A 25,419-nucleotide genomic window follows, 5' to 3' on the forward strand; every position below is an offset into this window, starting at 1 on the left:
GTGGCGTTGTGAATGACAAAGTCGGCAAGGTTGTGCAGGTCGCGGTCGGGGTGCTGGAAAACTCGCTGGGCGAGATTCTGATCGCGCGCCGCCCCGACCATGTCCATCAGGGCGGGCTCTGGGAGTTTCCCGGAGGCAAGGTGGATGCCGGTGAAACCCTCAATGAGGCGCTCAGGCGCGAGCTCTGGGAAGAGCTGGCCATCGAGGTGCTCGCCACCGAGCCCCTGATCTCCATCCGTCACGACTACGCCGACAAGTCGGTCCTGCTGCAGGTGCGTCGGGTGACCCGCTTCAATGGTGATCCCAGGGGGAATGAGGGTCAGCCGGTGCGCTGGGTGGCGCCCTGGGAGTTGCCGCAGTTTTCTTTTCCCGCCGCCAATCGACCCATTGTCAACGCACTGCGACTACCCGACCAGATGCTGGTGACCGGCCCGGCGAATTCCCCCGAGGACTGGCTGGCGCGTCTGGACCGGGCGTTGGATCAGGGCGTCGCTCTGGTGCAGCTGCGGTGCCCCGGCCTCTCGGCAGAGGCGTACGCCGAGCGCCTGTCTCTGGCCCTGCCTCGCTGTCGGGCGCGTGGCGTCAGACTGGTCGCCAACGCCCCCGCCGAGCTTTGGTCCGACGATCTCGACGGTCTGCATCTCAACAGTCGGGCTCTGGCGGAATGCCGGGAGCGGCCCGTACCCGAGTCCGCCTGGCTGGGTGCCTCCTGTCACAATGAGGGGGAGCTGAGGCGCGCCTGTGAGCTGGGGGCGGACTACGTGACGCTCTCGCCGGTGAGTGCGACCGGCTCGCACCCGGACGCCGAGCCGATGGGCTGGGAAACCTTCGGCCAACTGGCCGCGCAGGCGGGGATTCCGGTCTATGCGCAGGGAGGAATGAAGCCGGTCGATCTGGTGCGGGTCAAGCAGGCCGGCGGAAGAGGGATCGCCGGCATCAGCTTTGGCTGGCCAACAGGGCTATGAATCCAGATCATCGTTGATGTCGATGGGGTCGCCCGGAATTTTGTGACTCTCGCTGGCCCACTCCCCCAGGTCAATCAGCTTGCAGCGCTCGCTACAGAAGGGGCGGTAGGGGTAGTCCTCGCTCCAGTAAACAGTCTTACTGCAGGTGGGGCAATTCAGTTTCAGCGGTTGTTCGGGTTGCTCGCTCATAAATCATTTCCGGCCGGGTGTCTCAGGCCGGTGTTATAGCACTGGCGGTCACCCGAGTTCAATCCCGGTCGCGGATTATCGTCAACTGAATGCTGCCCACCCGGAAGCCCCATTTGCGCAGAATGGACTGGTTGATCACCGTGTTCTCGTCCACCCGCCACATCCAGTCTTCCACATCCAGTTCCAGCTTCCGGTCTTTATAGTCTACCTCCAGTCGGTAGTTCAGTAGCATGGTGTTGCCCGCGACCCGGGCTTCGCCCGGCCCGACCACATCGCCCGCGGTGGCCCGGTAGCGGCCATCGCCGGTCGGCTCCAGGGTCCAGTTGCGGTGCTGGATCTCGCCATCGTCAAACTCAAAACGCTCGGCCAGACGTCCCACGCCCTCGTCATCCCAGCTCGCTTCGATGGTCGCATTGAAGTAGCGGGTGACCTTGCCGCCGCGATTTTTCAGAACGCCGTGGGCGGTCATCGAGCCCTGGAAAAACGCTTCGGGATCAAACTCGGGCTGGTTCCCGGCGTACTCCTGCAGGTCGGTGGAAGAGCAGGCGCCCAGAAGCAGGAACAGGCCGGTCAGTAATACGCGCATAAATGATTCTCCAGTTCCAGCCTGACCGACCCCGCATCCGCTAAAACAGATCGGTAAACGTAATCCCGAGACCGACGGCGTTTGTGTGATAGTCGTAGTCGATCAGGCTGTGGCCGTAGCCGTTAAAGTATCTGAAATAGCCGCGCACCGTGGACGAGACCGGGAAGCTCCAGCCCAGCTCGACCGCACCCCGGTTGTCCGATTCGAGGTTGTTGCGCACCATCAGGCTCACTATCTGGTCATTACGCTTGTAGGCGGCGGACAGTTCAAAGTGGCCCATATATTTTTCGATATCGGGGTTATCGTCCCCGGTGGGGTCGTCCGGCCCATCGCCCTCATCCTCGGGGATCCGGTACCAGGGGGTCAGAGAGAAAGCAAAGGGGCCCCGCTCAAAAACGGTGCTGAGCATGATCCGGTCCCAGCTTCGGGAAAGGCTACCGTCCTGGCCGTTGGATTGATGGTTGAGTATCACTTCGTTCAGCACATTGCGAAAACCGAAAATCTTCCAGTCGTTGACAAAGCTGAGAATCAACTCAGGCTGGTGATTGGTTTCGCGGAAGGGGCGGGAGGCTTCGCGATCATAGGCCTGAAACAACGAGTAGTTCGTGTAGGCCATGTACAGGTGGCCATTATCGCCCAGAATGCTCTCGCGAATCAGGATTTTGACGCTCAGCTGAAACTCCACTTCTGTGCTCATCAGGTCGGCCAGCGGGCTGCCGGCTTCGGCATAGGGCGCGGTATTGCGCTCATCCTGATAGCTGACCGGCAGGAGGTAGTTGCGCCGGTGCGGTGTCAGCAGAAACCGGTTGGCGCGATTGAGTGCCTCCATGTTCAGGCGCTTTTCCATCAGTCGACTGGCACCACTGGGGTCATTTTCTTCTTGCTCTTCTTCACTGTCATCTTGCTCATCCCCGGACAATGCCTGAACCGCGTCGAGCACGCTCTGCTCCTCCTGCGATTGATTCTGTCCCAGGGTGCGGCAGATCTCCCGCAGGTCTTCGATGGTCATCTCACGGCTGGCTCCCGACACGGCCGTTTTCAGGCATTCGGCCATTTCCTGCCCGGAGAGCGATGATTCAGTATCCTTGTCGTCGTCCGCTGCAGCGCCGAGGCACACAAGCAGCAAGCTGACTAAAGCGTAAAAACGGGTCATAAGATCATGGTCCTTGAGGAGTCTTCAGCTGCAAGGATACAGGAAACCGGGTGGTGAGCTCGTGGTATGGCGCACGGATCGGGAATTCAGGGAGAGAACCGCAGCGGGGCGGTGCGAACCGGTCACCCCTCCCTGTTCACCCGCCCTGTTGAAGCCAGCGCTCCAGGTCCTGTTCCAGCCAGCTGCCGAGCAGGGCGATGCCGTTGCCGACCACCTGCAGGTACACATCAATGATGTCGGTGGCGACGCTGAACAGGCGGTTGCTGTCCGCCGTGATGGCCTCTCCGCTCAGCACGTCGTTCTCCACCATGTTGAGCAGAAACATCAGCTTGAGCTCATAGCGTTTGAGCTCCCCCAGCTGGCCGAACTCGGCGCCCAGCACCGACTCCAGCCGACGGATCTGATGGCGCAGCTTTTCGTTGTTGACCTGGGTGTTCTGAATCACGTAGCGCAATTTGCCGTCGTGGTGAGGGTCGCAGTAACCCAAGGCGGCAGCATAGCTGGACAGGGCCCGGATACGGCCGATCTGTTCGACCACCGAGGGCATCATCCGGGTGCAGAAATGCAGCAGCTCCAGATGCTGCAGGCGACTGGGGGCGGAGGCGTCAGCCTGGTCCTCCTGTTCCGGGCCGGCCTCATTCGCGGGTGGATCCATTTCGGACAGGGGCTGTTCCAGTCGGCGGGACAGGCTGGCGAGCATCGCCAGCAGCTGCTCGACCAGGTGACAATGCAACTCGTAGTTGTCGATCACCGAGTCCTGCTGCCAGTCGCGGCTGATGGTCAGCCAGGCGTTGTGCAGGTTTTCCCGGTCCCGGTCCGAGAGCAGATCATTGCCCGCGGTAAAAGCCTGCAACGCCAGAATCCGTCGTTCGAGCTGGTGTTGAAGCTGGGCGAACTCCGCCTGGAACTGACGGTTGCCCCCGAGCATGGCCATACTCATGCCCCGGTGGCGCTGAAGCCCCTTGATCATCCTCACCAACTGCTTGATCAGCGTCAGAGCATCCTGTCGCTCGCGGTAGAGGCGGGTGAAGCGCTCAAATGGTGCAGTCTCTATGCTGGTTGTCGGGGCAGTTTTAAGGTCGCTCTGCGCTATCATGGTGCGTAAGGTTACCCAGTAGGGGCGCTGGCAGCCGGCCAGGGCCTGAATTGGCGGGTGCCTGACACCCGGTTCTGCTTCGCTGCAGCACTACTCGAAAATACGGAGCAACACCTGTGCCAGATCAGGCCAAGCGCCGCTCCTGTCCCTGGAAGCGCCTTGAACTCTGATCTGATTGAACTCGGCCCTTTACTCAGGCAGACTCTGGATGGAGCCGGACGTGGTAGTGGTTCTGTACCCAATCATTTTTAAGAAGGACGCTTGTTATGAAAATTCGTTTCTGTATCCCCCTCATTGCTCTGTTCCTTACCCCTTCGTTGCTGTCTGCCGAATCCCTTAACGTCAAGCCCGGCCTCTGGGAGCACCAAACGAGCATGAAGAGCGAAAGTGGCCAGCTGGAGCAACAGATGGAAATGGTCCGCCAGCAGATGGAAGCCATGCCCGCCGCGCAGAAAAAGATGATGAAAGACATGCTGGCAAAGCAGGGCATGACCCTGGATTTCAGCAACCAGACGATGCGCGACTGCCTCACCGAAGAAGAGGCGGCCCAGGGTGAGTTCGACTGGTCCGAAAATACCGAGTGTGACCACGAGGTGGTGACCCGGGGCGATGAGACCCGCATCGAGTTCACCTGTCCCCAGGGCAATGTTGAGGGTGAAATGGTGCTGGATGGCGATTCGGCCTATACCGGCAAGTCCACTGCCGAGGTGGATATGGGAGGTACCAAAGATACCATCACCATTACCCACAATGGTCGCTGGCTGAGCGCTGACTGCCCCTGAGGGCCATCCAACAATCAAACGGCCCGGCTTGATCGAGTCCGGCTCACTCTGAACTGGTTGCGAAAATGGGCCGGCTCGCTCAATATATCGGCCTCAAAAATCATACCTACCAGTGAAACAGGAGCCGGTCACCATGACTGATGATCACCGCCGCCGATATTCCAGCCCCGTGGTGGATGGCATCGGCAAATCCGCCAGTCGCGCCATGCTGCGCGCCACCGGGTTTACCGACGAAGACTTCCGCAAGCCCCAGGTGGGCGTCGCCTCCACCTGGAGCAACCTGACCCCCTGCAATATGCATATCGACGGCCTGGCGCGCGAAGCAGCCCAGGGCGTGGACAGTGCCGGGGGCAAGAGCCTGATTTTCAATACCATCACCATTTCCGACGGCATTGCCAATGGCACCGAGGGCATGAAGTACTCTCTGGTGTCCCGGGAAGTGATTGCCGACTCCATCGAGACCGTGGCCGGCTGCGAGGGCTTTGACGGTCTGGTCGCCATCGGTGGCTGCGACAAGAACATGCCCGGCTGTGTCATGGGGCTGGCGCGTCTGAACCGTCCCTCGGTCTTCGTCTACGGCGGCACCATCAAACCCGGCGCCAACCACACCGACATCGTCTCGGTATTCGAGGCTGTGGGCGCCCACGCCAAGGGCGACAAGTCCCTGATCGAGGTCAAACAGATCGAAGAGACCGCGATTCCCGGCCCCGGCTCCTGCGGCGGCATGTACACCGCCAACACCATGGCCTCGGCCATCGAGGCCATGGGTATGAGCCTGCCCGGCAGCTCGGCCCAGAACGCCGAGGGCAATGACAAACTGGCCGATTGCCGCGCGGCCGGCGCGGCGGTGCTGGAACTGCTGGAAAAAGACCTGAAGCCACGCGACATCATGACCCGAGAGGCGTTTGAAAACGCCATCACCGTGGTCATCGCCCTGGGCGGCTCCACCAACGCTGTGCTGCACCTGCTGGGTATGGCGCACACCGTGGATGTCGATCTCACGCTGGAAGACTTTACCCGTATCGGCCAGAAGGTCCCGGTACTGGCGGACCTGCGCCCCAGCGGCCACTACATGATGAGCGAGCTGGTTGCCATCGGCGGCATTCAGCCGCTGATGAAGATCCTGCTGGAAGCCGGATTGCTACACGGTGACTGCATGACTGTGACCGGCAAGACTCTGGCGGAGAACCTGGCAAACGTGAAGCCCTATCCCCAGGAGCAGGACATCATTCGCGATCTGAACAACCCGGTGAAAAAAGACAGTCATCTGCGCATTCTGTACGGCAACCTGGCACCCACTGGCGCGGTGGCCAAGATCACCGGCAAAGAGGGTACTCACTTTACCGGCCGTGCGCGGGTGTTCCACTCTGAGGAGGAGGCCACTGATCGGGTCATGGACGGCACGGTAGTCGCCGGCGATGTGGTGGTCATCCGCTACGAGGGCCCCAAGGGCGGCCCGGGCATGCGCGAGATGCTGACCCCGACTTCGGCCATCATGGGCAAGGGGCTGGGCGAGTCGGTGGCATTGATTACTGACGGTCGCTTCTCCGGCGGCAGCCACGGTTTTGTGGTGGGCCATGTGACCCCGGAAGCTCAGGACGGCGGTCCACTGGCGCTAGTGGAGGACGGCGATGAGATCATCATTGATGCCGAGGCCAACACCATCTCCATGACCGTGGATGACGCCGAGCTCGAACGCCGCCGCAAGCTCTGGCAGGCACCCCCCTTGCGCTACACCCGAGGCGTCCTGGCCAAGTTTGCCAAGACCGTCAGCTCCGCTTCGGAAGGCGCCGTCACCGATAAGTAGCATAGGTGGTTTGCACTCTGTAGTGGATGCTCCGCCTGGGTAACCTCTTGTGAGACACGCCGTGAATACGTCCCTGTAGGCTCGACGTCGGCATCCATGCCTTCGACGGTCTCACAAGAGGTTACCCAGCCTCCGCTGTGCCTGCGTAACTTTCCGGGAACTAGCACCTTGGGTTACGGCGGATGCGCTTGACGCTTATCCGCCCTACGAGCAACCTCGAAGGCTCGTGTAGGGCGGATAAGCGTCAAGCGCATCCGCCACTGCTTGGGCACGGTGGGAGAGGCAGGTCGTTTCCTGTATACTTCGCGCAAAGTTTGTGCAACAGGTGACCGTTTTGATTGGAAAACTCTTCAAAAAGCTGGCCGGGGACTCCAAACCGACCAATACCTCCGAGACCCGCAAAGGGCAAAACCCCCAGAATCAAACCGACAAACTCCGCAACGGCAGCGAGCAGAAGCCCCGTAACGGCAAGCCCGGCGGCAACAACCGTCGGCGCAAGCCCCGTCGTGGGCAGGGTCCGCAGGGCAGCGCAAACGCCCAGAACAACAATGGCAATCTCGACCACAAAGGTCAGAGAGGGCAGAAAGGCCAGCAAGACCAGAAAGCCCCCTCGGGCGACACCAACAACCGCCCCGAGGCCCAGAGTGACTCCGGGAACCAAGACACCGGCAACAAGGGTGGCAACCGCCGCCGTGGCCGGAACCGCAACCGCCGCCGAGGCGGCCAAAACAAGAGCAACAATAAGCCTATGGCCAGACAATCCTGGGATATCTCGCAATTCCCCGTGCCCGAGGTAGAGGGCAAACTGCGTTTTCACGACTTTGGTCTGGAAAACGACCTGATGCACGCCATCGCCGACCTGGGCTTCGAGTACTGCTCGCCCATTCAGGCCCAGTCATTGCCGATCGCTCTGCAGGGCAAAGACGTCGTGGGCAAGGCCCAGACCGGCACCGGCAAAACCGCCGCGTTCCTGACCACCGTGATTGACGATCTGCTCAAACACCCCATCAAAGAGGAACGCTACGCCGGTGAGGCCCGCGCTCTGGTGATCGCGCCCACGCGCGAGCTGGTGATGCAGATTGCCGAAGATGCCAAGCTGCTGTGCAAGTACACCGACCTGCAGATTCACACCCTGGTGGGCGGCATGGACTACGGCAAACAGCAGCGGCGCCTGCACGACAGCTACGTGGACATCCTGGTGGCCACCCCGGGCCGGCTGCTGGATTTCTGCCGTCAGCGCGACGTGTTTCTCGATCAGCTGGAAATCATGGTGATCGACGAAGCCGACCGCATGCTGGACATGGGCTTCATCCCCCAGGTGCGCCAGATCGTACGCCAGGCGCCCAAGCGGGAAGATCGCCAGACGCTGTTCTTCTCCGCCACCTTCACCGAGGAGGTAAACCGGCTGGTGGAGCAGTGGACCCACGAGCCCACCACCATCGAGATCCATCCCGAGAGCGTGGCAACGGACACCGTGACACAGCATGTGTATCTCGCGGCCACCGAAGAAAAGTATCCGATGCTGTACAACCTGATTCAGCAGGACGATGTGGACAGTCTGATTGTGTTCGCCAACCGCCGCGATCAGTGCCGGGACCTGCATGACAAGCTGCAGCGTCACGATGTGAAAGCGGGTCTGCTTTCGGGCGAGATTCCCCAGAACAAGCGGGTGAGCACTCTGAACGCCTTCAAAGAGGGTGACCTCAAGGTATTGGTTGCCACGGACGTGGCCGGACGGGGCATTCACATCAGCGGCATCAGCCATGTGGTGAACTTCACTCTGCCGGAGGAGCCGGAAGATTATGTGCACCGTATCGGCCGCACCGGCCGCGCGGGCAAGCTGGGCACTTCGGTGAGTTTCGCCTGCGAGGATGATGCGATGCTGCTGCCGCCGATCGAGGAGTTGCTGGGCGAGAGTATCAAATGCGAGCAGCCGCCCGAGGAGTTGCTGGTGGAGACGCCCCCGCTCAAGCCCTCCACCCGCCCACGTCGTTCATCCGGCGGTGGCAATCGCTCCGGCGGCAACCGCAGCGGCGGCGGTGGACGTCGTCGGCCCCGTTCGTAATTGCTGCGTTGGAGCCTGCACTTCGTAGTGTAAGGCTCCGCCTGGGTATACTCTAATTAGCTGGTTGGGTCTTGCTTTACGTCCGGGCCGCTTTGAGGTGGACTGTTTCAAGACACGTGGCAAGTACGTCCCTGTAACTCGTCAACACTAGTCCCGCGGTTGACGGTCTTGAAACAGTCCACCTCAAATCGGTCCTCCGCACCCTGTAGAGCCCACCGAGCGAGCATGTAGGGCTGGTAAGCGACAGCGCACCTGCCATCACCCAACTTCCTGTTACTGCGTTACGTTCGGCATGCCCCAAATCGGCCCTACGAGTCTTGTAGAACCGGACTTTCCAGAGATATTGTTGGAAATGGATACTCTCTGTGGCGGATGCGCTTGACGCTTATCCGCCCTACAGGAACGCACGGTGGGTTCTACGGAGTTCGGAGGACCGATCTGGGGTAGGGTCTTCCCGGACCGTCACCGACAGGATGTCGGTGGAGAGGCCCCAGGGGCCGCTCTATGGCATCCATGCCATCGCGGCATTAGTGAATCCCTTCACGTCATGGGTTCACGCCGTGTCCGGGAAGACCCTACCCCTGAGTGGGCCGGTCGTGAAGCTACCGACACCGTTCCATCTGAAATATACCTTGGTGAGACACGCCGTATCTAAACGTGACGACTTCGCCAAGCCCCCAAAACTACAAATGCCACTCCCCAAACCAACCCCACCAACGCCCCATACAGATGCGCATCCACCGCCACCGGAACCGGAAGTAGTGGGTGTGAGGTATCAAACCCCGGCCACTGCTCCTGCACAATCTTCGCGGCCACCACCAACAGCGCCGCGCCATTCATCCAGGGCATCTCGCGAAAAGTCAGCAGAATACCTCCCACCAGCAGACCGTGCAGCGCACCCGACAGACCCGCGTAGTAGTCCAGCTCCGGGCTGAAGAAAAACAACCCCAGCCCAACGCCCAGAAGACACAGCAACAGGAGCGTCGCGTAGTGTTTGAGCGAGGCATCGCGAAACAGAATATACCCGCAGAGCACAAACGCGCCCAGGTTCATGGCCAGATGATAAGCGCCATAGTGTACCCACTGGCCGGTCAACAAGCGCCACCATTGACCGTCGTCGATCGCGGCGCGATTGAATTCCAGTAACGGTTCGCTCCAGGAAGGCAAAACACCCAGCAGCAACAGAGTGATCGCCAGGATCAGGGTCAGCTGCAGGCTGGGTGTGAGTCGGGGCAGGGCGGGCATGGGGTGGGGCGCTACTGGGCGCCCGCTGCTTTCAATGCTTTGACGTACTCATCCGCCATGCGGTGGTCTTTGATGGTCTGCAGGAAGGTGCGCCCGTCCGGGCCGGGCGCGTTGAGGTCGTAGCCGCGCTCGACGAAAAACTTCACAAAAGTGGCGAAGTTTTCCTCGCGCATGCCCCGGTAGGCTTTTTCCAGCCAATGAAAGTGCTGGTCGATGCCGTCCGGGGCCGGATAGCTGAAGAAGCTCTGAATGCGCTCGTCATCAAAGGTTTCGCCGATCACTTTTTTCTTGTCTTTACGTTCACTCATAATTCTGTCTCGTTAACCTTGTATTAGCCTTCCAGCTTTTTGCGAAGAATTTCATTGACCGCCTGGGGGTTCGCCTGACCCTTGCTGGCCTTCATGATCTGGCCCACAAAAAAGCCCAGCATCTTGGGTCGCTTGGCTTCGTCGGCGTTGCGGTAATTTTCCACCTGGGCGGCGTTGTTGGCGATGACCTCATCCACCATCTTCTCCAGCGCGCCGGTATCCGATACCTGCTTAAGACCGCGCGCTTCGATGATGCTGTCGGCATCGCCTTCGCCCTGGGTCATCGCCTCGAACACCTGCTTGGCGATCTTGCTGGAAATGGTGCCGTCTTTGAGCCGCTCGATCAGCCCGGCCAGCTGCACCGGGGTTACCGGTGACTGGGCGATGCCGATTTCCTGTTTGTTCAGGTAGGCGGACAGGTCGGCCATGATCCAGTTGCCCGCCAGCTTGGGTTCGTTGCAGGCTTTGACCGTTGCCTCGAAGTAATCGGCGGTGGCCCGATCGCCGGCCAGTTGGCTGGCGTCATATTCGGGCAGGTCGTAGTCGCGCACAAACCGCTCGCGTCGGGCTTCGGGCAGTTCCGGCATCTCGCTGCGCGCCTGCTCGATAAAGTCGTCGTCCAGAATGATCGGCAGCAGGTCCGGGCAGGGGAAGTAGCGGTAATCGTTGGAATCTTCCTTGGTGCGCATGGAGCGGGCGGTTCTGGTGTCGCCGTTGTACAGGCGGGTTTCCTGCACGATTTTGCCGCCGTCTTCGATCACATCAATCTGGCGCTCCACTTCCAACGCAATCGCGTCTTCCATGAACCGGAAAGAGTTCAGGTTTTTGGTTTCGGTGCGCGTGCCCAGCGTCTCGTCGCCTTTGGGGCGCACGGAGATGTTCACATCGAAGCGCATGGAACCCTGGGACATGTCGCCGTCACAGATTTCCAGGGAGGTGACAATGTTGTGCAGCTGCTTGGCCAAAGCGACCGCTTCCTCGGCGGTGCGCATGTCCGGCTCGGTGACCACCTCGATCAGGGGCGTGCCGGCGCGGTTCAGGTCGATGCCGGTCATGCCGTGGTAGTCCTCGTGCAGGGACTTGCCAGCGTCCTCTTCGAGGTGAGCGTGGTGGATACGCACCCGTTTGGTTCGTCCGCCTTCTAGGTTCAGATCCACATAGCCGGGGCCGACGATGGGCTCGGCCAACTGTGTGGTCTGATAGCCCTTGGGCAGATCCGGGTAAAAGTAATTCTTGCGCTCAAACACCGAGCGCTTGCCGATCTCGGCGTTCACCGCCAGGCCAAATTTGACCGCCGCGCGAAACGCGCCCTCGTTGGCCACGGGCAGGGTGCCGGGCAGCGCCAGGTCGATGGCACAGGCCTGAGTGTTGGGCTCGGCGCCGAAGGCGGTGCTGGCGCCGGAGAACAATTTGGTCTTGGTGGAGAGCTGGACGTGTACTTCCAGCCCGATGACTGTTTCCCATTCCATCTTTAATAACCTTAATTCGGTTGGTCTTGGGTGTTCAATTCTGTTCCGCCTGTGGTGACGGCGGATGCGCTTACAGCTTATCCGCCCTACGCAGGCTTCGGGGACGACGTCCGATTACTCAATTCCCGGCGCGGCTTGTTGGTGAAAATCGGTGGCTACCTGGAACTGGTGGGCCACGTTCAACAGCTGACCTTCGGCAAAGTAGTTGCCGATCAACTGCATGCCCACCGGCTTGCCACCCACCAGACCACAGGGAATCGATACCCCGGGCAGTCCCGCCAGGTTGGTGGGAATGGTGAAAATATCTTCCAGGTACATCGATACCGGATCCTGGGTCTTGGCGCCAAAGGCGAAGGCCGGGGAGGGCGATGTGGGGCCCAGAATCACATCCACTTCCTCAAACGCCTGGACAAAGTCCTGCTTGATCAGTCGACGGACCTGCTGCGCCTTGTTGTAGTAGGCGTCGTAGTAACCGGCCGACAGGGCGTAGGTGCCCACCAGAATCCGGCGTTTCACTTCCTCGCCAAAGCCTTCGCTGCGCGAGCGCTCGTACAGATCGTGCAGGTCTTTCGGGTTCTCGCAGCGGTAGCCGTAGCGGGCACCGTCAAAGCGTGACAGGTTGGCCGAGCACTCGGCCGGGGCAATCACGTAGTAAGCGGCCACCGCCAGGTTGCTGTGCGGCAGGCTGATGCGCTTGATGGTCGCGCCCAGGCTTTCATAGGTCTTGATCGCCGCTTCCACGGCGGCGGCCGTTTCCGGGTTAAGGCCCTCGCCAAAGTATTCGTCGGGAATGCCGATGGTCAGGCCTTTGACCGACTGGTCCAGCTGCGCCCGGTAATCTTCCAGCGGCTGATCGACGCAGGTCGAGTCCTTGGGGTCGAAGCTGGCCATGGCGTTGAGCATCAGGGCCGAGTCCTCGGCGGTGCGGGTGAGGGTGCCGGCCTGGTCCAGACTGGAAGCGAAGGCGATCATGCCCCAGCGCGAGACCCGCCCGTAGGTGGGCTTGAGGCCGGTAAGGCCGCACAAGGCTGCGGGCTGGCGGATGGAGCCGCCGGTGTCGCTGGCGGTGGCACCCGCCGCCAGGTGCGCGGCGACCGAGGCCGCCGAGCCGCCCGAGGAACCGCCCGGCACACTGTCGGTGGCCCAGGGGTTCTTGACCGGACCGTAGTAGCTGGTCTCGTTGGAGGAACCCATGGCGAACTCGTCCATGTTGGTCTTGCCCAGCATGACCGCGCCCGCTGCCTGAAGGTTCTCCACGATGGTGGCGTTGTAGGGGGCAATGAAGTTGTCCAGCATTTTCGAGCCGCAGCTGGTGCGCACGCCGTGCGTGCAGAAAATGTCCTTGTGCGCGATGGGGACACCGCACAGGGCGGGCGCGTCGGCCTGTGCCAGGCGCTTGTCGGCCTCGGCCGCCTGGGCCAGGGCCCGCTCCTCGGTCACGGTGATGTAGCTGTTGTAGGTGCCGTCCAGGCGCTTGATGCGCTCCAGGTAATGCCGGGTGAGCTCAACGCTGGAGAAAGCCTTGCTTTGCAGACCCTGAACCAGTTGGGCAATGGTTTGTTGATGCATTGCGACTTCTATCCTCAAGTAAATTCGGAGGCGCCCCGTTCGGGCGCCGGTAATCGGAGCGGCGAGGGGGCTATTCAATCACCCGTGGCACCAGGTAGAGCCCATCTTCGGTGGCGGGGGCAATGGCCTGGAACTCGTCCCGCTGGTTGGTCTCGGTGACCTGGTCCGCGCGCAGGCGCTGAGTGGCATCCAGGGGGTGGGCCATGGGTTGTACCCCCTCGGTATCCGCCGCCTGTAATTGGTCCACCAGGTCGAGAACATCAGAAATACGCTGGGTGACTTGGTCCACCTCGCTCTCGGGAACGGCAATTCGTGCCAAATGTGCCAGTTTGGCGATGTCGGATGGTGCAATGGCCATGCAGGATGCTCCAGAATTGTCGGCTCCGGTGCCCATCGGGGCTGTTCCGGAGCCAAAAAGGTCCAAATGTGCGCGAAGCCGGTAAAGTTATCACATTTGCGCCTTGCCCTAAATCCCCGCCGTTGATAGAGTGCCTTCATCTGTGCCGACTCCGCACGCGAAGGGGCTTTCCAGTGCCCATCGCCCCCGACCTCGGGTACACTAGGGAGCCTTGTGACAATAAGCTCGCCGCCGTTTGAGTGCGCGCGCGTATCGCCGGTCTTCCCGCCAGATCGGTGACACTGACAGGGCTCGCATCGGATGACGCGTAATCCGCTTCGGGCGATAGACAAAATTTGATGGTGAGTGGCCAGACCCGGCCATTTGCGCTAAAGAACAATACAGGGCTGCGTTAACACATGCTAAAACACCTCCGTGGAGCTTTTTCCAACGATCTTTCCATTGACTTGGGCACCGCCAATACCCTTATTTACGTTCGGGGCCGCGGCATCGTCCTGAATGAACCCTCGGTGGTGGCCATCCGTCACCACAACGGGCATAAAATTGTCGAGGCCGTGGGCACCGAAGCCAAGCGCATGCTCGGCCGCACGCCGGGCAACATCACCGCCATCCGGCCGCTGAAAGACGGCGTGATCGCCGACTTTCAGGTCACTGAAAAAATGCTCCAGCACTTTATCAAAAAGGTGCACGAAAAGAGCTGGTTCCAGCCCAGCCCCCGGGTGTTGATCAGCGTCCCCTGCCTGTCGACCGAGGTGGAGAAACGGGCCATTCGCGAATCGGCCATGGGTGCCGGCGCGCGCGAAGTCCGGCTGATCGAGGAGCCCATGGCCGCCGCCATCGGCGCCGGGCTCAAAGTGTCCGAGGCCAGCGGCTCCATGGTAGTGGACATCGGCGGTGGCACCACGGAAATTGCCGTCATCTCCCTCAACGGGGTGGTGTATTCCGACTCGGTCCGCATTGGCGGCGATCGCTTCGACGAAGCCATCGTCAATTATGTACGTCGCCACTATGGCAGCGTGATTGGTGATGCCACGGCCGAACGCATCAAACAGGAAGTCGGCTGCGCCTTTGCCGGCAGTGAAGTGCGTGAGATTGATGTGCGCGGCCGCAATCTGGCCGAAGGGGTTCCGCGCAGCTTTACCCTGAACAGCGATGAAATTCTGGAGGCCCTGCAGGAGCCGCTGGCGGGTATCGTCCAGGCCGTCAAGAGTGCGCTGGAACAGTCGCCGCCCGAACTGGCCGCCGATATTGCCGAGAGCGGCGTGGTCCTGACCGGTGGTGGCGCCCTGCTGCGTGATATCGACCGGTTGTTGTCCAACGAAACCGGCCTGCCGTTTATCGTGGCAGAAGATCCGTTGACCTGTGTGGCGCGCGGGGGTGGTCTCGCCATGGAAATGATGGATAAGCACAATATTGATCTTCTGTCCTCTTAGGTCAGCTTCGTACTGAGCGGGAGAGGGTGCTATCAAAACGCTGTTTACCAAAGGGCCCGCCGTTGCCTCGCGCGCATTGTTTTTCAGCGTCGCAGCCGTCGGGCTCATCCTTGTAAGTCTCTACACCGACTGGCTGGCGCCGGTGCGCGCCCAGCTGGGCGCGGTGGCAACCCCCTTTTACTGGATAACCGACCTGCCCGCCCGTATCGGCGACTGGGGCGAAGAGACCTTTACCTCCCGCGACGAGCTGCGCGAAGAGAACGAGGCGCTCAAATCCGAACTCCTGATCCTGCAACGCAAGTTACAACAGATGGCGGCACTGGCCGCTGAGAACGTCCGTCTGCGTCGCCTGCTGGGCTCCAGCGACATGCTTCAGGACAATGTGCTGGTGGCCGAGCTGGTCGGGGTTTCGCCCAACCCGTTGAGTCATTCTGTGGTCATCAACAAGGGTCGGGACGACGGGGTCTATGAAGGCCAACCGGTGCTCGACGCCTTCGGCCTGATGGGGCAGGTGGTGGAAGCCAACCCCTCCAGCAGCCGGGTCCTGTTGATTACCGATGCCAGCCACGCGCTGCCGGTCCAGGTCAATCGCAACGGTGTGCGCGCCGTGGCCGAGGGCACGGGGCAGATCAACCGCCTGCGCTTGCGCCACGTGTCCAATACCACGGATATTCGCGAGGGTGACCTGCTGGTCAGCTCCGGTCTGGGCGATCGTTTCCCGGTGGGCTATCCGGTGGCGAAAGTGCAACAGGTGGTGCGCGACCCCGGTCAATCGTTTTCCACGGTGGTGGCCCAGCCCATGGCGCGGCTGGATCGCAGCCGGCACCTGCTGCTGGTGTTCGGGCAGGGCATGAGGCCGGAAGAGCTGGAGCAGGCCCGCCAGCAGGAAGCACAAGAGCCGGATCTGCAGGAGCGGGAAGCTCTGGAGCCGGAGGATGATTGATATCACCGGCGGGCACAATCGCTGGATGATTCTCATCGCTCTGCTCTTTGCGATGGTTCTGGCGGTATATCCATTGCCGTTGGACTGGCGCTGGTGGCGCCCCGAGTTTGTACTGTTGGTGGTGATTTACTGGGTTTTCACGCTTCCCGACTACACCAGTCTGACCCTGGTCTGGGTCCTCGGTCTGATCCAGGATCTGGTGGAAGGCACCCCCCTGGGGCAGCATGCGCTGGGCATGGTGATCGTGGCCTACATCTGTCTGCAGTCCTATCGCCGGGTCAGTAATTACGCCCTCTGGCAACAGGCGTGCTGGGTGTTTTTACTGGTGGGAATCAGTCAGTTGACCAACAACTGGGTTCACAGCATGGCCGGTGGACAGGTTTCGGGCCTGCAGTTTCTTTTCCCGGCATTGACCAGTGCTCTGCTGTGGCCGGTGATTCACATTGGTTTTGGCTGGCTTCGCCACCACTACCGCATCAGTTGATCTGACGAGTTTAGGTTATGCCCGATCTCTATTTGGCCTCACAATCGCCGCGTCGGCGTGAATTGTTGACCCAGATGGGAGTGGATTTTGACACCCTCTCGGTCGACGTGGTGGAACAGCGACAGCCCGGCGAGACGCCGGCGGACTATGTCGAGCGCCTGGCCCGCGACAAGGCGCTGGCCGGTCGGGATGCACTTGATGAAGGGGGCGCGGCGGCCATACCGGTACTGGGGGCCGATACCATCGGGGTCTGCAGTGGCGAGGTGCTGGAAAAACCCCGCGATCAGGCGCACGCGGCCGAGATGCATCGAATGATGTCGGGCCGGCGCCACGAGGTGTTGACCGCCGTGGCCCTCTGTCTGGGGACCAGGGTGGAGACGTGCCTGGTGCGCACCTCGGTGCAGTTTCGCGAGCTGTCCGAGAACGAAATCAGCGCCTACTGGCACACTGGCGAACCCCTGGACAAGGCCGGAGGCTACGGCATCCAGGGCCTGGGCGGCGCCTTTGTTGAACGTATTGAAGGCAGCTACAGCGCGGTGGTTGGCCTGCCGCTGGCCCAGACGGCGGATTTATTGAACCGCTTCGGTGTGCCCTGGTGGAGCACCCAATCAGCCTGATCCCGCGAATAGGCGGCCCAACCGTACACGAGCGAGCCGTATTATGAGTGAAGAATTACTGGTGAATGTATCGCCGGTGGAAACCCGCGTGGCGCTGGTGGAAAACGGCGTGGTGCAGGAGCTGTCCATCGAGCGCAGTCACAACAAGGGCTTTGTCGGCAACATCTATAAAGGCAAGGTCGTGCGTGTGCTGCCCGGTATGCAGGCGGCCTTTGTCGATATCGGTCTGGCCCGCACCGGCTTTATTCACGCCGCCGACATGAGCGACGCCAATGGTGACACGGAGGGCCGTCGCGGCGAGTTGCCCGACATCCGCACGCTGGTGCGCGAGGGCCAGACGCTGGTGGTGCAGGTGAGCAAAGAGCCCATCGGCACCAAGGGCGCCCGCCTCACCACCAACCTCAGTGTTTCCTCCCGCTACCTGGTCTATATGCCCAACAGTACCCACATCGGGGTCTCCACCCGGATTGAGGGTGACGGCGAGCGCCAGCGCCTGCGCGAATTGGTCGAGACTCTGGCGCGCGAGCATGAGGTGCCGGGCGGTTTTATCCTGCGCACCGTCGCGGAAAACGCCCGTCCGGAAGAGCTGCGCTCGGACCTGGGGTTTCTGCAGAAGTTATGGTCGGACTTTCAGTCCAAAATATCCGGCGCTCCGGTGCCGGCGGCCATTCACACCGACATGCCCCTGTTTCTGCGCGCCCTGCGGGACCTGGCGCGCGCGCCGATCGAAAAAATCCGGGTGGATTCGCGCCAGAGCTGGAGCCAGATGCGCGAGTTCTGCGGCAATTATTACCCGGAGCTGACCGACCTGATCGAGCTTTACAGCGGCGAGCGTCCCCTGCTGGATCTGTATGGAGTGGAGGATGAAATCTCCCGGGCACTGGATACCCGTGTGCCGCTCAAGTCCAACGGCTACCTGATCGTTGAGCAGACCGAGGCCATGACCACGGTGGACGTCAACACCGGGGCGTTTGTGGGGCGGCGCAACCTTGAGGAAACCATCTTCAAAACCAATATGGAGGCGGCCAGCGCGATCGTGCGGCAGTTGCGCCTGCGCAACTTGGGTGGGATCATTGTCCTCGATTTCATTGACATGAAGGACCCGGAGCACGAGCGGCAGGTGCTGCGCACCCTGGAGAAGGCGCTGGAAAAAGATCACGCCAAAACCAGCATTACCGGCGTCTCCGAGCTGGGCCTGGTGGAAATGACGCGCAAACGCACGCGCGAGTCACTCGGCCAGATGCTCTGTGAGCCCTGTCCCCTGTGCCGTGGCCGAGGCCAGATCAAGTCGGCAGAGACGGTATGCTACGAGATCTTCCGGGAAATACTGCGCGATGCACGCGCCTATGAGAATGACAAATTTCTGGTGCTGGCCTCCCAACTGGTGGTAGACCGATTGCTGGATGAAGAGGCCGTTTACGTGGCGGACCTGGAGGCTTTTATCGGCCGCACGATCGAATTCCAGGTCGAAAGTCTGTTTACGCAGGAGCAGTATGACATTGTTCTGGTCTAAGCCCATGGCAACCAGCCTCAGGGGCGAGGCTTAATTGGATTACGCGGCTCGCGGGAAAGCACTTTAGATGGCATCGGTGGCACGCTACTTACTGAAAACCTTCTGGATACTGTGCGCTGTGCTGTTGATCGGCCTGGCCGTACTGGTGCAGTCCGGGCGCAGCCTGTTTCCGCTGTTGAACAACTATCCGGACACCGTCTCCGAATACCTGTCAGATACGCTTGAGCTGAACATCCGCTTTGCACGCCTTGAAGCCGAGTGGGACGGGCTCAAGCCCTCGGTCCGTCTGCACGAGTTGGTGATTGATGATCGGGACGGCAATCGCCTGACCCAGGCCAACCAGGCCCAACTGCGACTCAACCTGCTCAGCAGCCTGCTGCAGGCCCGTCTGGCCTGGGACAAAATTGAGCTGCGCAGTGCCCGGCTATCGCTGTTGCAGGGTGATGACGGTTTCTGGGGCCTTCCCGGACAGCGTCCGCAGCAGGGTGTCGACCCGGTGGCCCCGGATGACCTGCTCACCCTCTTCCAACTGGGTACCCGGGTAGAACTGCTGGACTCGCGTATCCAGCTTACCTTTGCCAGCGATCACCAGATCGACTTTGTGGCACCCTACCTGTTGTTGGAACATCGGGACGACTTCCATCGCCTGTCGCTGCAGCTGGACGTGGAGGAGCAGACGCGCGCGCTTCAGGTGGTAGTAGAGGGACGGGGCGATCCGCGCAACCCCGAGGCGTTTGCCACCCGGGGCTACCTGCAGCTGCGCCGCTTTCCCACGCTGGAGCCGCTCACGGCCCTGGGGGGCATCCTGCTGGGCGAGAGCAGTCACCGGGATTGGTACCGGGAGGGGCGGATGGATGCGAGCCTCTGGTTCTCGAGCCAGCCCGACGGCGCAGGCTACGACCTGAACGGGCATTTTTCCCTGGATCGGGTGTTTCTCCCGGTGGAAGACCTGACGCTCGATCGGGTGAACGCCCGGATCAGCGGCGAATGGCGGCGCTCCGGCCAGTGGCAGCTGGCGCTGCACGAGCTGCTCGCCGAATGGGAGGATCGTCAGCTCGAGCCGCTGCACCTGGCCGCCTCGGCGGCCGGCCCCCGGGCGCCTCTGCAACTGATGGTCGATCAGCTGGATCTGGGCTACTGGAGCAGTCTGTCCGAGCAACTGGGGTTGCTGGGGGAAGGGCGTCTGCGGGAGGTCATCCAGACCCTCGACCCCGAAGGGCACGCTCACAAGCTCCAGTTCACTCTGCCCCAGGACGACTGGCGCAACTGGCAACTGATCGCCGAGTTGCAGCAGGTGTCGGTGGCCCCCTGGCAGGGAGTGCCCGGGCTGGATGGTGTCAGTGGTTTTGTCGAAGCCGATCAGCGCGGCGGCACCCTGGACCTGCGTAGCAAGGATGGCTTCAGTATGTACTTTGCCAAAGCCTACGACCGAGCCATGAGTTTTGATACCGCCAGCGGCCAGATCGCCTGGCACCTGGATCCGGACAACAACCGGGTCTACGTCAACAGTGGGCCGCTGGAAATATCGAGCCCGGGAGAACAGGCGCGCGGTCACATGTGGTTGTCGCTTCCCTGGAAGCCGAACACCGGCGATGTCGACCTGTATCTGGATATTTACGGGCGTCAAATCAGCGCCGGCGTTTACCCAAAATATCTGCCCAAAACTGTTCCGCGTCCTCTGGTGGAGTGGCTTGAGCGCAGCGTTGGAACGGACAACCCGGGGGTGGCGGAGCGCGCTCACTTTGTTTTTCGTGGCACTCTCAACACTCCCGAACCACTGAGTCGCAACTACGAGCTGTCGCTCGATCTCATCGACGTCGACCTCGACTACCACCCGGAGTGGCCCGCCGCCCGGGATATACAGGGTGGCCTGAATCTGGATAACAACCGGGTGGAAGCCCGAATCGACTCGGCGTTTGTGTACAACAGTCAGGTGAACGACACCCGGGTGATCGTCGATCAGAACCCCGAGGGCGAGGGACCCCTGTTGCAGATCAACGGAGCAGTTGACGGGTTGGCGAGCGATGGCCTGCGGCTGTTGCGCGAAAGTTATCTGCGCGGGTTTATTGGCGACAACATGGACAGCTGGTACCTGCACGGTGACCTGGATGCCGATCTCGAGCTGGCCATTCCGCTGGAACCGGACCAGCCCGGCGCCCGCCAGCAGGTCGACATGACGCTGGATGTGCCCATCGTCACCATGGACGATCTCGACCTGGAAATGAGTCAGCTCCGGGGCCGTATGAGCTACGGGAGCAACACTGGCCTGAATGCGGCCCAGCTGCGGGCCACCCTGTTTGACGAGCCGCTGGCCATCAGCATCACCTCGGACGAGTCCGCCCAGGGTGACCCGGTCACCCGCGTCGATTTCAGCGGTGAAGTGGCCAGTGAGCGGCTCGCCCAGTGGAGTCGACGCCCGGAAGTGCAGTTTTTGAGCGGCAAGCTGGCCTATGACAGTCGACTGGAGCTGACCCACCATAAGGAGCCCGACCCCGATCGGGATCAGCGCCTGGCGGCCCTGTCGGTGTCGAGCGACCTTGAAGGGGTCGCGCTCGATTTGCCCGAACCCTATGGCAAGGGCCCGCAGGGGCGAAGGCCAATGCAGTTCAGCTATATTCTGGGACGCCAGAGCGCCCTGGTGGACCTGCATTACGATGATCGGCTCCAGGTTCTGGCACAGCTGGATCGGGATACCGAGCAGTTGCGTCGGTTCAACCTGGCGTTGGGGGTTGATGCAAGTCTTCCCGAGAAACCCGGTATCCACCTGAGTGGGCGCCTGGACGCCTTCCACCCCGAACGCTGGCAGGCTGTGCTCGATCGGTACCAGGCCTATGCGCGGGATCTGGGGGGCACAGAGGGGGAAGGCGAGGCCGCCTCCCTGCTGGCGGGTCTACCTCTGAGCGCCGACATTGAACTGGGACAACATCAATTGGGGCCGCTCGATCTTCGGGATCTGGCGCTGGACCTGGAGCAGAGTGAGTCGGGGTGGCGACTCGGCTTTCGCAACCAGATGCTCGCGGGCGATCTGAATTGGCAGGCTGATCAGCCGATGGATCTGTCGATTGAGTACCTGCGGCTGCCCGCGAGTCTGTTGGAGGGGGAAGCGGTCGGGGACAGCGCAGAACCATTCGACCCCAGAACCCTGCCGGCCGCGCGCGTCAACCTGCAAGAGTTGCAGGTGGGGGGCGAGAACTTCGGGCGCTGGCGCTTTGAGCTAGGCCCGGAGGCGGCGGGTTTGCGAGTCAGTGACATTCGTGGCCAGATTCGGGGCCTTGAAGTGACGGGGCTGGATCAGGCCGAGGGCGGCGAGCTGTTCTGGCAATATGGCGAAGATCGGCCCGAGCGAAGTGCGATCGGTGTTCATCTCAGTGCGGGCGACCTGTCCGAGGTCCTGGCCCGGTGGGGGCAGGCCGATATGATCGAGAGCGAGTCGGCCGACTACCAACTGACACTGAGCTGGCCCGGCCCACCCCAGAGTATTGCGGCGGAGAAACTCCGGGGTGATGTGCAGTTCAATATCCAGAGTGGCCGCTTCAAGCGCAACCCGGCGGCGGGCAGCGAGGGCCTGCTGCGCCTGTTCTCTGTGCTCAATTTTGACTCGCTCGCGCGCCGGCTGAGACTGGACTTCTCTGACCTCTACCAGAGTGGCCTGGCTTATGACAGCATTGAGGGGAAGATGCGCTTCAATCAGGGTATGATGAATTTCGTCGACCCGGTACTGGTGCGCAGCCCCTCCAGCCGTCTGCAGCTGGCGGGCCGGGCCAACCTGCTTGACGAGACCCTGGATACCCGTCTGGTGGCAACGCTGCCCGTGGCGGGCAATCTGACCTTTCTGGCCGCACTGGCCGGGGGGTTGCCGGCTGCTGTTGGCGTTTACCTGGTGAGCAAGCTGTTTGAAAAGCAGGTCGACCAGGCGACCAGCATCACCTATACCATCCGGGGCGAATGGGATGATCCGCAGATCAAATTCGATCGAATGTTCGAAGGGGAGGCGAGCTTTGATGCCGAGCCGAGCGACTCCCAGATCCCGACCCTTGAGGAACCCGGCAATGAGGAATCCAGCAATGAGCAATAGACAGCAAACGATAGCGGGTGGCCCGGGGGTCATCCGCGGCGGCGTGTCCCTGGTACTGTTGTGGGCCTGCCTCGGTGCCACCCCGGTGATTGCCCAGGAGGACGTGGCCCAGGCGCGCGAGTGGATTGATGCCGGGGAAAACCTGGAGCAGATCAGCCGCGATACCTGGAAAGAGCTGCTCACCGACGAGCAATTTGAAATCCTCTGGGAGGAGGGTACCGAGCGGGCCTACACGGGTGAGCTACTCGACAACAAACGCGAAGGGGTTTATGTTACCGCAGGCTGTCGCATACCGGTGTTCAGCTCGGAGCATAAATATGACTCCAGGACCGGTTGGCCCAGTTTCTGGGAGGTGCTCGACGAAGACAATATCCGGCTCGAGGATGACTACAGCTGGTTCGGGCGCAAGCGCATCGAAGTGGTTTCCGCCTGTGGTGAGCACCTGGGCCATGTGTTCAAGGACGGGCCTGAGCCCACCGGCCTGCGCTACTGCATCAACTCGCTCGCGCTGGAGTTTGTTCCCCAGGACGAGTGGGAGCGCGAGCAGAGCCAGAAGCAGAATTAGACGCTGTGTAATGGGTTTCCCCCGGGTTTGTGATTGTGTTCGCAGACTCGCACCAGGGGTGTCTCTAGACTCTCGCGCCAGTCCTGCACACTACATCAGACCAATAACGATAAGACCATGTCCCAAGTGACCAAGACTCTCACTGTTGTTTCGCACTACCAGCGCTATTGGGTTCCGGCGCTGGTGTTGTTGCTCTCGCTCGCGGTTTACGGCATCAATTACACCTCTCCCAAATCGATGTTCTGGGATGAGAACTACCATATTGCCTCCGCAGAAAAATACCTCGATGGCGTGCTGTTCATGGAACTGCATCCGCCCTTGGGCAAAATGCTCATTGCCTTCGGTGAAAAAGCCCTGGGAGTCAATGATCATCTGGACAAAAGCGCCCTGACACGCACCGACTATGTCAAAGGCGATATGCTCCCGGACGGGATGAGCTTCGCCGGCTTCCGGCTCGCCTCCACCTTCCTGATGGCGTTCTCCGCGCTGCTGTTTTACGGCATCATCTGGCGCATCATCCGCCGAACCTGGGTGGCGGCCGCGTTCACCTCCCTGTTGATTTTCGACAACGCCCTGGTGGTGCATTCGCGGGCCGCCATGCTGGAAGGCATCCAGCTGTTTTTCATCCTGTTGGCGCTCTATTACTTCACCCGGGTGATTACCAGCGGCGAGCCCATCCGCCTGAAACACTACGCCCTTCTGGGGGTGTTTATCGGGCTGGTGGTGTCCATCAAGTTCAATGGCGCGGTTCTGCTGCTGTTGTTTGTCATGCTCTACGGCGTGGATCAATGGGACAATGTGCGCCGATTTGACTGGGCCGCTCTGTTCAAACGCCTGGCCGTGACCGTGCCGGCCGGCGTGCTCCCTCTGCTCGCCGTGTTTGCCAGTATTCTGTACCTGCACATCGCCCTGGGCGATGAGGTGGTCAACAATAAAACCTACAAGGCCTCAGATGAGTATCTGGCGGAAGTGAGGGCCGGGCGCAGCCACAGTCTGCCGGCGTTCTATCACGGGTTCAAAGACAACCTACGCTACATGCTGGAGTACTCCGATGGCGTGGCTCGCCTGGATATCTGCAAGCCCGGCGAGAACGGCAGCTACGCCATCGGTTGGCCCCTGGGCAACAAGAGCATCAATTATCGCTGGGACAAAAACACTGTCGATGGTCAGGCTCAGGTGCGTTACATCCAGATCATTGCCAACCCCATTGTCTGGTTCTCGGTGGTGGTGGGTATTGTCCTGTCACTGGGGCTGGCCCTGAGCAGGTTTGTCTATGGCCAACAGGAAAAAGACCCGCGACTCTTTTATTGGGTCATGGCCTTTACCACGCTTTATGTCAGTTACATGATCGCCATACTCCAGATTGAGCGGGTCATGTATCTGTATCACTATCTGGTTCCCCTGGTGTTCGGCATGCTCAATCTGGCGATGATCTTCAATTACATCTTCCGCGAGGAAATCCTCGCCGGTAATCGCCACACCATGGTCAACGTCGGGCTGTTTGTTCTGCTGGTCATCGGCGTGTTCGCCTATTTTGCGCCCTTCAGTTATGGCCTGCCCATGACCGAGGATCAGTTTGAGGCGCGCAACTGGTTCCACCTCTGGCAAATGAACGTGGTGCGCTGATCATGCAACAGTATCTGACCAAAAACACCGTGTTGACCGCCCTGCTGGTGTTGGTGGCTCTGGCCATTGTCATCCGGATCATCCCGCCCTATGTTCCCAAAGTGGTGGAGTTGGAGATTTCCAAAAACAAGCAGGGCATTGGCCGAATCGATCAATCCCGCGATATCGACTATTCCCGCAGCCTCTGGGTCGATCGTCTGGAGCTGTCCGCCAAAAACCAGTTGCGCCATCCGAAACTCGGGCAGATCGGTTACGGCAACAACTTCTTCATCGATATTGAACACGAGTTTACCGTCGAGACAGCGGGGGACTACCGCTTTCTTATCGGCAGTGACGATGGGTTTGTGGCCGCCGTGGATGGCGAGGAGCTGTGCCGTTTCAACACCGACCGTCCCTACCGGAAACAGACCTGCCGAGTGTCGCTGGAGGAAGGGAGCCATACCTTTACCCTGAGCTACTTTCAGGGTGGCGGTCACGCCGGGTTGACGGTCGAGTATAGGCGGGTGGGCGCGGACAAGCCCCGCTTCTTTGGCGAGAGTTCTGACGATATTGTGTTTTGACAGGAGCGGTC

General features: G+C 60.9%; 22 protein-coding genes. 13 read left to right on the top strand and 9 right to left on the bottom strand.

Annotation, left to right across the window (positions count from 1 at the left end; all coding sequences use genetic code 11):
• Nucleotides 1-8: 8 nt before the first annotated feature.
• Entirely contained in the window at nt 9-965 is a 957-nt protein-coding gene (locus AAE484_RS00640) for a Nudix family hydrolase (RefSeq protein WP_341936380.1), read from the top strand.
• Here AAE484_RS00640 and yacG read toward each other — a convergent pair.
• The 4 genes from yacG to AAE484_RS00660 all read right to left on the bottom strand — a co-directional run bounded on the left by yacG (nt 960) and on the right by AAE484_RS00660 (nt 3,989).
• On the bottom strand, nt 960-1,154 hold the full coding sequence (gene yacG, locus AAE484_RS00645) for a DNA gyrase inhibitor YacG (protein ID WP_341936381.1): 195 nt from the start codon (nt 1,152-1,154) through the stop codon (nt 960-962). The two genes, AAE484_RS00640 and yacG, sit on opposite strands and share 6 nt — an antisense overlap.
• 58 nt (nt 1,155-1,212) lie before the next feature.
• On the bottom strand, nt 1,213-1,740 hold the full coding sequence (locus AAE484_RS00650) for a DUF3833 domain-containing protein (protein ID WP_341936382.1): 528 nt from the start codon (nt 1,738-1,740) through the stop codon (nt 1,213-1,215).
• A 40-nt stretch (nt 1,741-1,780) separates the two neighbouring features.
• A complete protein-coding gene (locus AAE484_RS00655) occupies nt 1,781-2,893 on the bottom strand; it encodes a phospholipase A (protein WP_341936384.1) in 1,113 nt (370 codons plus the stop codon).
• Between the two features lie 136 nt (nt 2,894-3,029).
• Nucleotides 3,030-3,989, bottom strand: coding sequence for a hypothetical protein (locus AAE484_RS00660; protein WP_341936385.1), 960 nt, complete (start codon nt 3,987-3,989; stop codon nt 3,030-3,032).
• Between the two features lie 266 nt (nt 3,990-4,255).
• On the opposite strand from AAE484_RS00660, the gene AAE484_RS00665 reads away from it, so the two are divergent.
• From AAE484_RS00665 to rhlB, 3 genes are all read left to right on the top strand, one after another.
• Nucleotides 4,256-4,771 carry a DUF3617 domain-containing protein gene (locus AAE484_RS00665; protein ID WP_341936386.1) on the top strand — a complete coding sequence of 172 codons (516 nt, stop codon included), beginning with the start codon at nt 4,256-4,258 and terminating at the stop codon, nt 4,769-4,771.
• Between the two features lie 133 nt (nt 4,772-4,904).
• Nucleotides 4,905-6,578, top strand: a complete 1,674-nt coding sequence (gene ilvD / locus AAE484_RS00670) for a dihydroxy-acid dehydratase (protein ID WP_341936387.1) — start codon at nt 4,905-4,907, stop codon at nt 6,576-6,578.
• A 334-nt stretch (nt 6,579-6,912) separates the two neighbouring features.
• Nucleotides 6,913-8,643 carry an ATP-dependent RNA helicase RhlB gene (gene rhlB, locus AAE484_RS00675; protein WP_341936388.1) on the top strand — a complete coding sequence of 577 codons (1,731 nt, stop codon included), beginning with the start codon at nt 6,913-6,915 and terminating at the stop codon, nt 8,641-8,643.
• A 651-nt stretch (nt 8,644-9,294) separates the two neighbouring features.
• Here rhlB and rrtA read toward each other — a convergent pair.
• The 5 genes from rrtA to gatC form a co-directional block, all read right to left on the bottom strand.
• On the bottom strand, nt 9,295-9,888 hold the full coding sequence (gene rrtA / locus AAE484_RS00680; RefSeq protein ID WP_341936389.1) for a rhombosortase: 594 nt from the start codon (nt 9,886-9,888) through the stop codon (nt 9,295-9,297).
• An 11-nt stretch (nt 9,889-9,899) separates the two neighbouring features.
• Complete coding sequence (locus AAE484_RS00685; protein WP_341936390.1) at nt 9,900-10,196, bottom strand: PA4642 family protein; 297 nt, start codon at nt 10,194-10,196, stop codon at nt 9,900-9,902.
• A 23-nt stretch (nt 10,197-10,219) separates the two neighbouring features.
• The gene (gatB, locus tag AAE484_RS00690) at nt 10,220-11,665 is read right to left on the bottom strand and encodes an Asp-tRNA(Asn)/Glu-tRNA(Gln) amidotransferase subunit GatB (protein WP_341936391.1); all 1,446 of its coding nucleotides are present in this window, start codon (nt 11,663-11,665) and stop codon (nt 10,220-10,222) included.
• A gap of 114 nt (nt 11,666-11,779) precedes the next feature.
• On the bottom strand, nt 11,780-13,234 hold the full coding sequence (gene gatA / locus AAE484_RS00695; RefSeq protein ID WP_341936392.1) for an Asp-tRNA(Asn)/Glu-tRNA(Gln) amidotransferase subunit GatA: 1,455 nt from the start codon (nt 13,232-13,234) through the stop codon (nt 11,780-11,782).
• Nucleotides 13,235-13,304: 70 nt separating this feature from the next.
• Nucleotides 13,305-13,592, bottom strand: a complete 288-nt coding sequence (gene gatC / locus AAE484_RS00700; protein ID WP_341936393.1) for an Asp-tRNA(Asn)/Glu-tRNA(Gln) amidotransferase subunit GatC — start codon at nt 13,590-13,592, stop codon at nt 13,305-13,307.
• A 398-nt stretch (nt 13,593-13,990) separates the two neighbouring features.
• On the opposite strand from gatC, the gene AAE484_RS00705 reads away from it, so the two are divergent.
• The 9 genes from AAE484_RS00705 (at nt 13,991) to AAE484_RS00745 (ending at nt 25,408) form a co-directional block, all read left to right on the top strand.
• On the top strand, nt 13,991-15,025 hold the full coding sequence (locus AAE484_RS00705) for a rod shape-determining protein (RefSeq protein WP_341936396.1): 1,035 nt from the start codon (nt 13,991-13,993) through the stop codon (nt 15,023-15,025).
• A gap of 40 nt (nt 15,026-15,065) precedes the next feature.
• Nucleotides 15,066-15,968, top strand: a complete 903-nt coding sequence (mreC, locus tag AAE484_RS00710) for a rod shape-determining protein MreC (protein WP_341936641.1) — start codon at nt 15,066-15,068, stop codon at nt 15,966-15,968.
• Nucleotides 15,961-16,452: a rod shape-determining protein MreD gene (gene mreD / locus AAE484_RS00715; RefSeq protein WP_341936397.1), complete on the top strand. Its 492-nt coding sequence runs from the start codon at nt 15,961-15,963 to the stop codon at nt 16,450-16,452. Before mreC ends, mreD begins: the two co-directional genes overlap by 8 nt.
• A 17-nt stretch (nt 16,453-16,469) precedes the next feature.
• The gene (locus AAE484_RS00720; protein ID WP_341936398.1) at nt 16,470-17,069 is read left to right on the top strand and encodes a Maf family protein; all 600 of its coding nucleotides are present in this window, start codon (nt 16,470-16,472) and stop codon (nt 17,067-17,069) included.
• Between the two features lie 43 nt (nt 17,070-17,112).
• Nucleotides 17,113-18,582 (top strand): ribonuclease G, encoded by a 1,470-nt coding sequence (rng, locus tag AAE484_RS00725; protein ID WP_341936399.1) that lies wholly within the window; start codon nt 17,113-17,115, stop codon nt 18,580-18,582.
• 67 nt (nt 18,583-18,649) lie between these two features.
• Nucleotides 18,650-22,657 (top strand): YhdP family protein, encoded by a 4,008-nt coding sequence (locus AAE484_RS00730; RefSeq protein WP_341936400.1) that lies wholly within the window; start codon nt 18,650-18,652, stop codon nt 22,655-22,657.
• The gene (gene msrB, locus AAE484_RS00735; RefSeq protein WP_341936401.1) at nt 22,647-23,222 is read left to right on the top strand and encodes a peptide-methionine (R)-S-oxide reductase MsrB; all 576 of its coding nucleotides are present in this window, start codon (nt 22,647-22,649) and stop codon (nt 23,220-23,222) included. The genes AAE484_RS00730 and msrB overlap by 11 nt, the downstream gene beginning before the upstream one ends.
• Before the next feature lie 117 nt (nt 23,223-23,339).
• Entirely contained in the window at nt 23,340-24,848 is a 1,509-nt protein-coding gene (locus tag AAE484_RS00740; RefSeq protein WP_341936403.1) for a phospholipid carrier-dependent glycosyltransferase, read from the top strand.
• Nucleotides 24,849-24,850: 2 nt separating this feature from the next.
• Complete coding sequence (locus tag AAE484_RS00745) at nt 24,851-25,408, top strand: serine protease (RefSeq protein ID WP_341936404.1); 558 nt, start codon at nt 24,851-24,853, stop codon at nt 25,406-25,408.
• Nucleotides 25,409-25,419: the final 11 nt, after the last annotated feature.

The organism is Marinimicrobium sp. C2-29 (assembly GCF_038419845.1).
GTDB lineage: Bacteria > Pseudomonadota > Gammaproteobacteria > Pseudomonadales > Cellvibrionaceae > Marinimicrobium.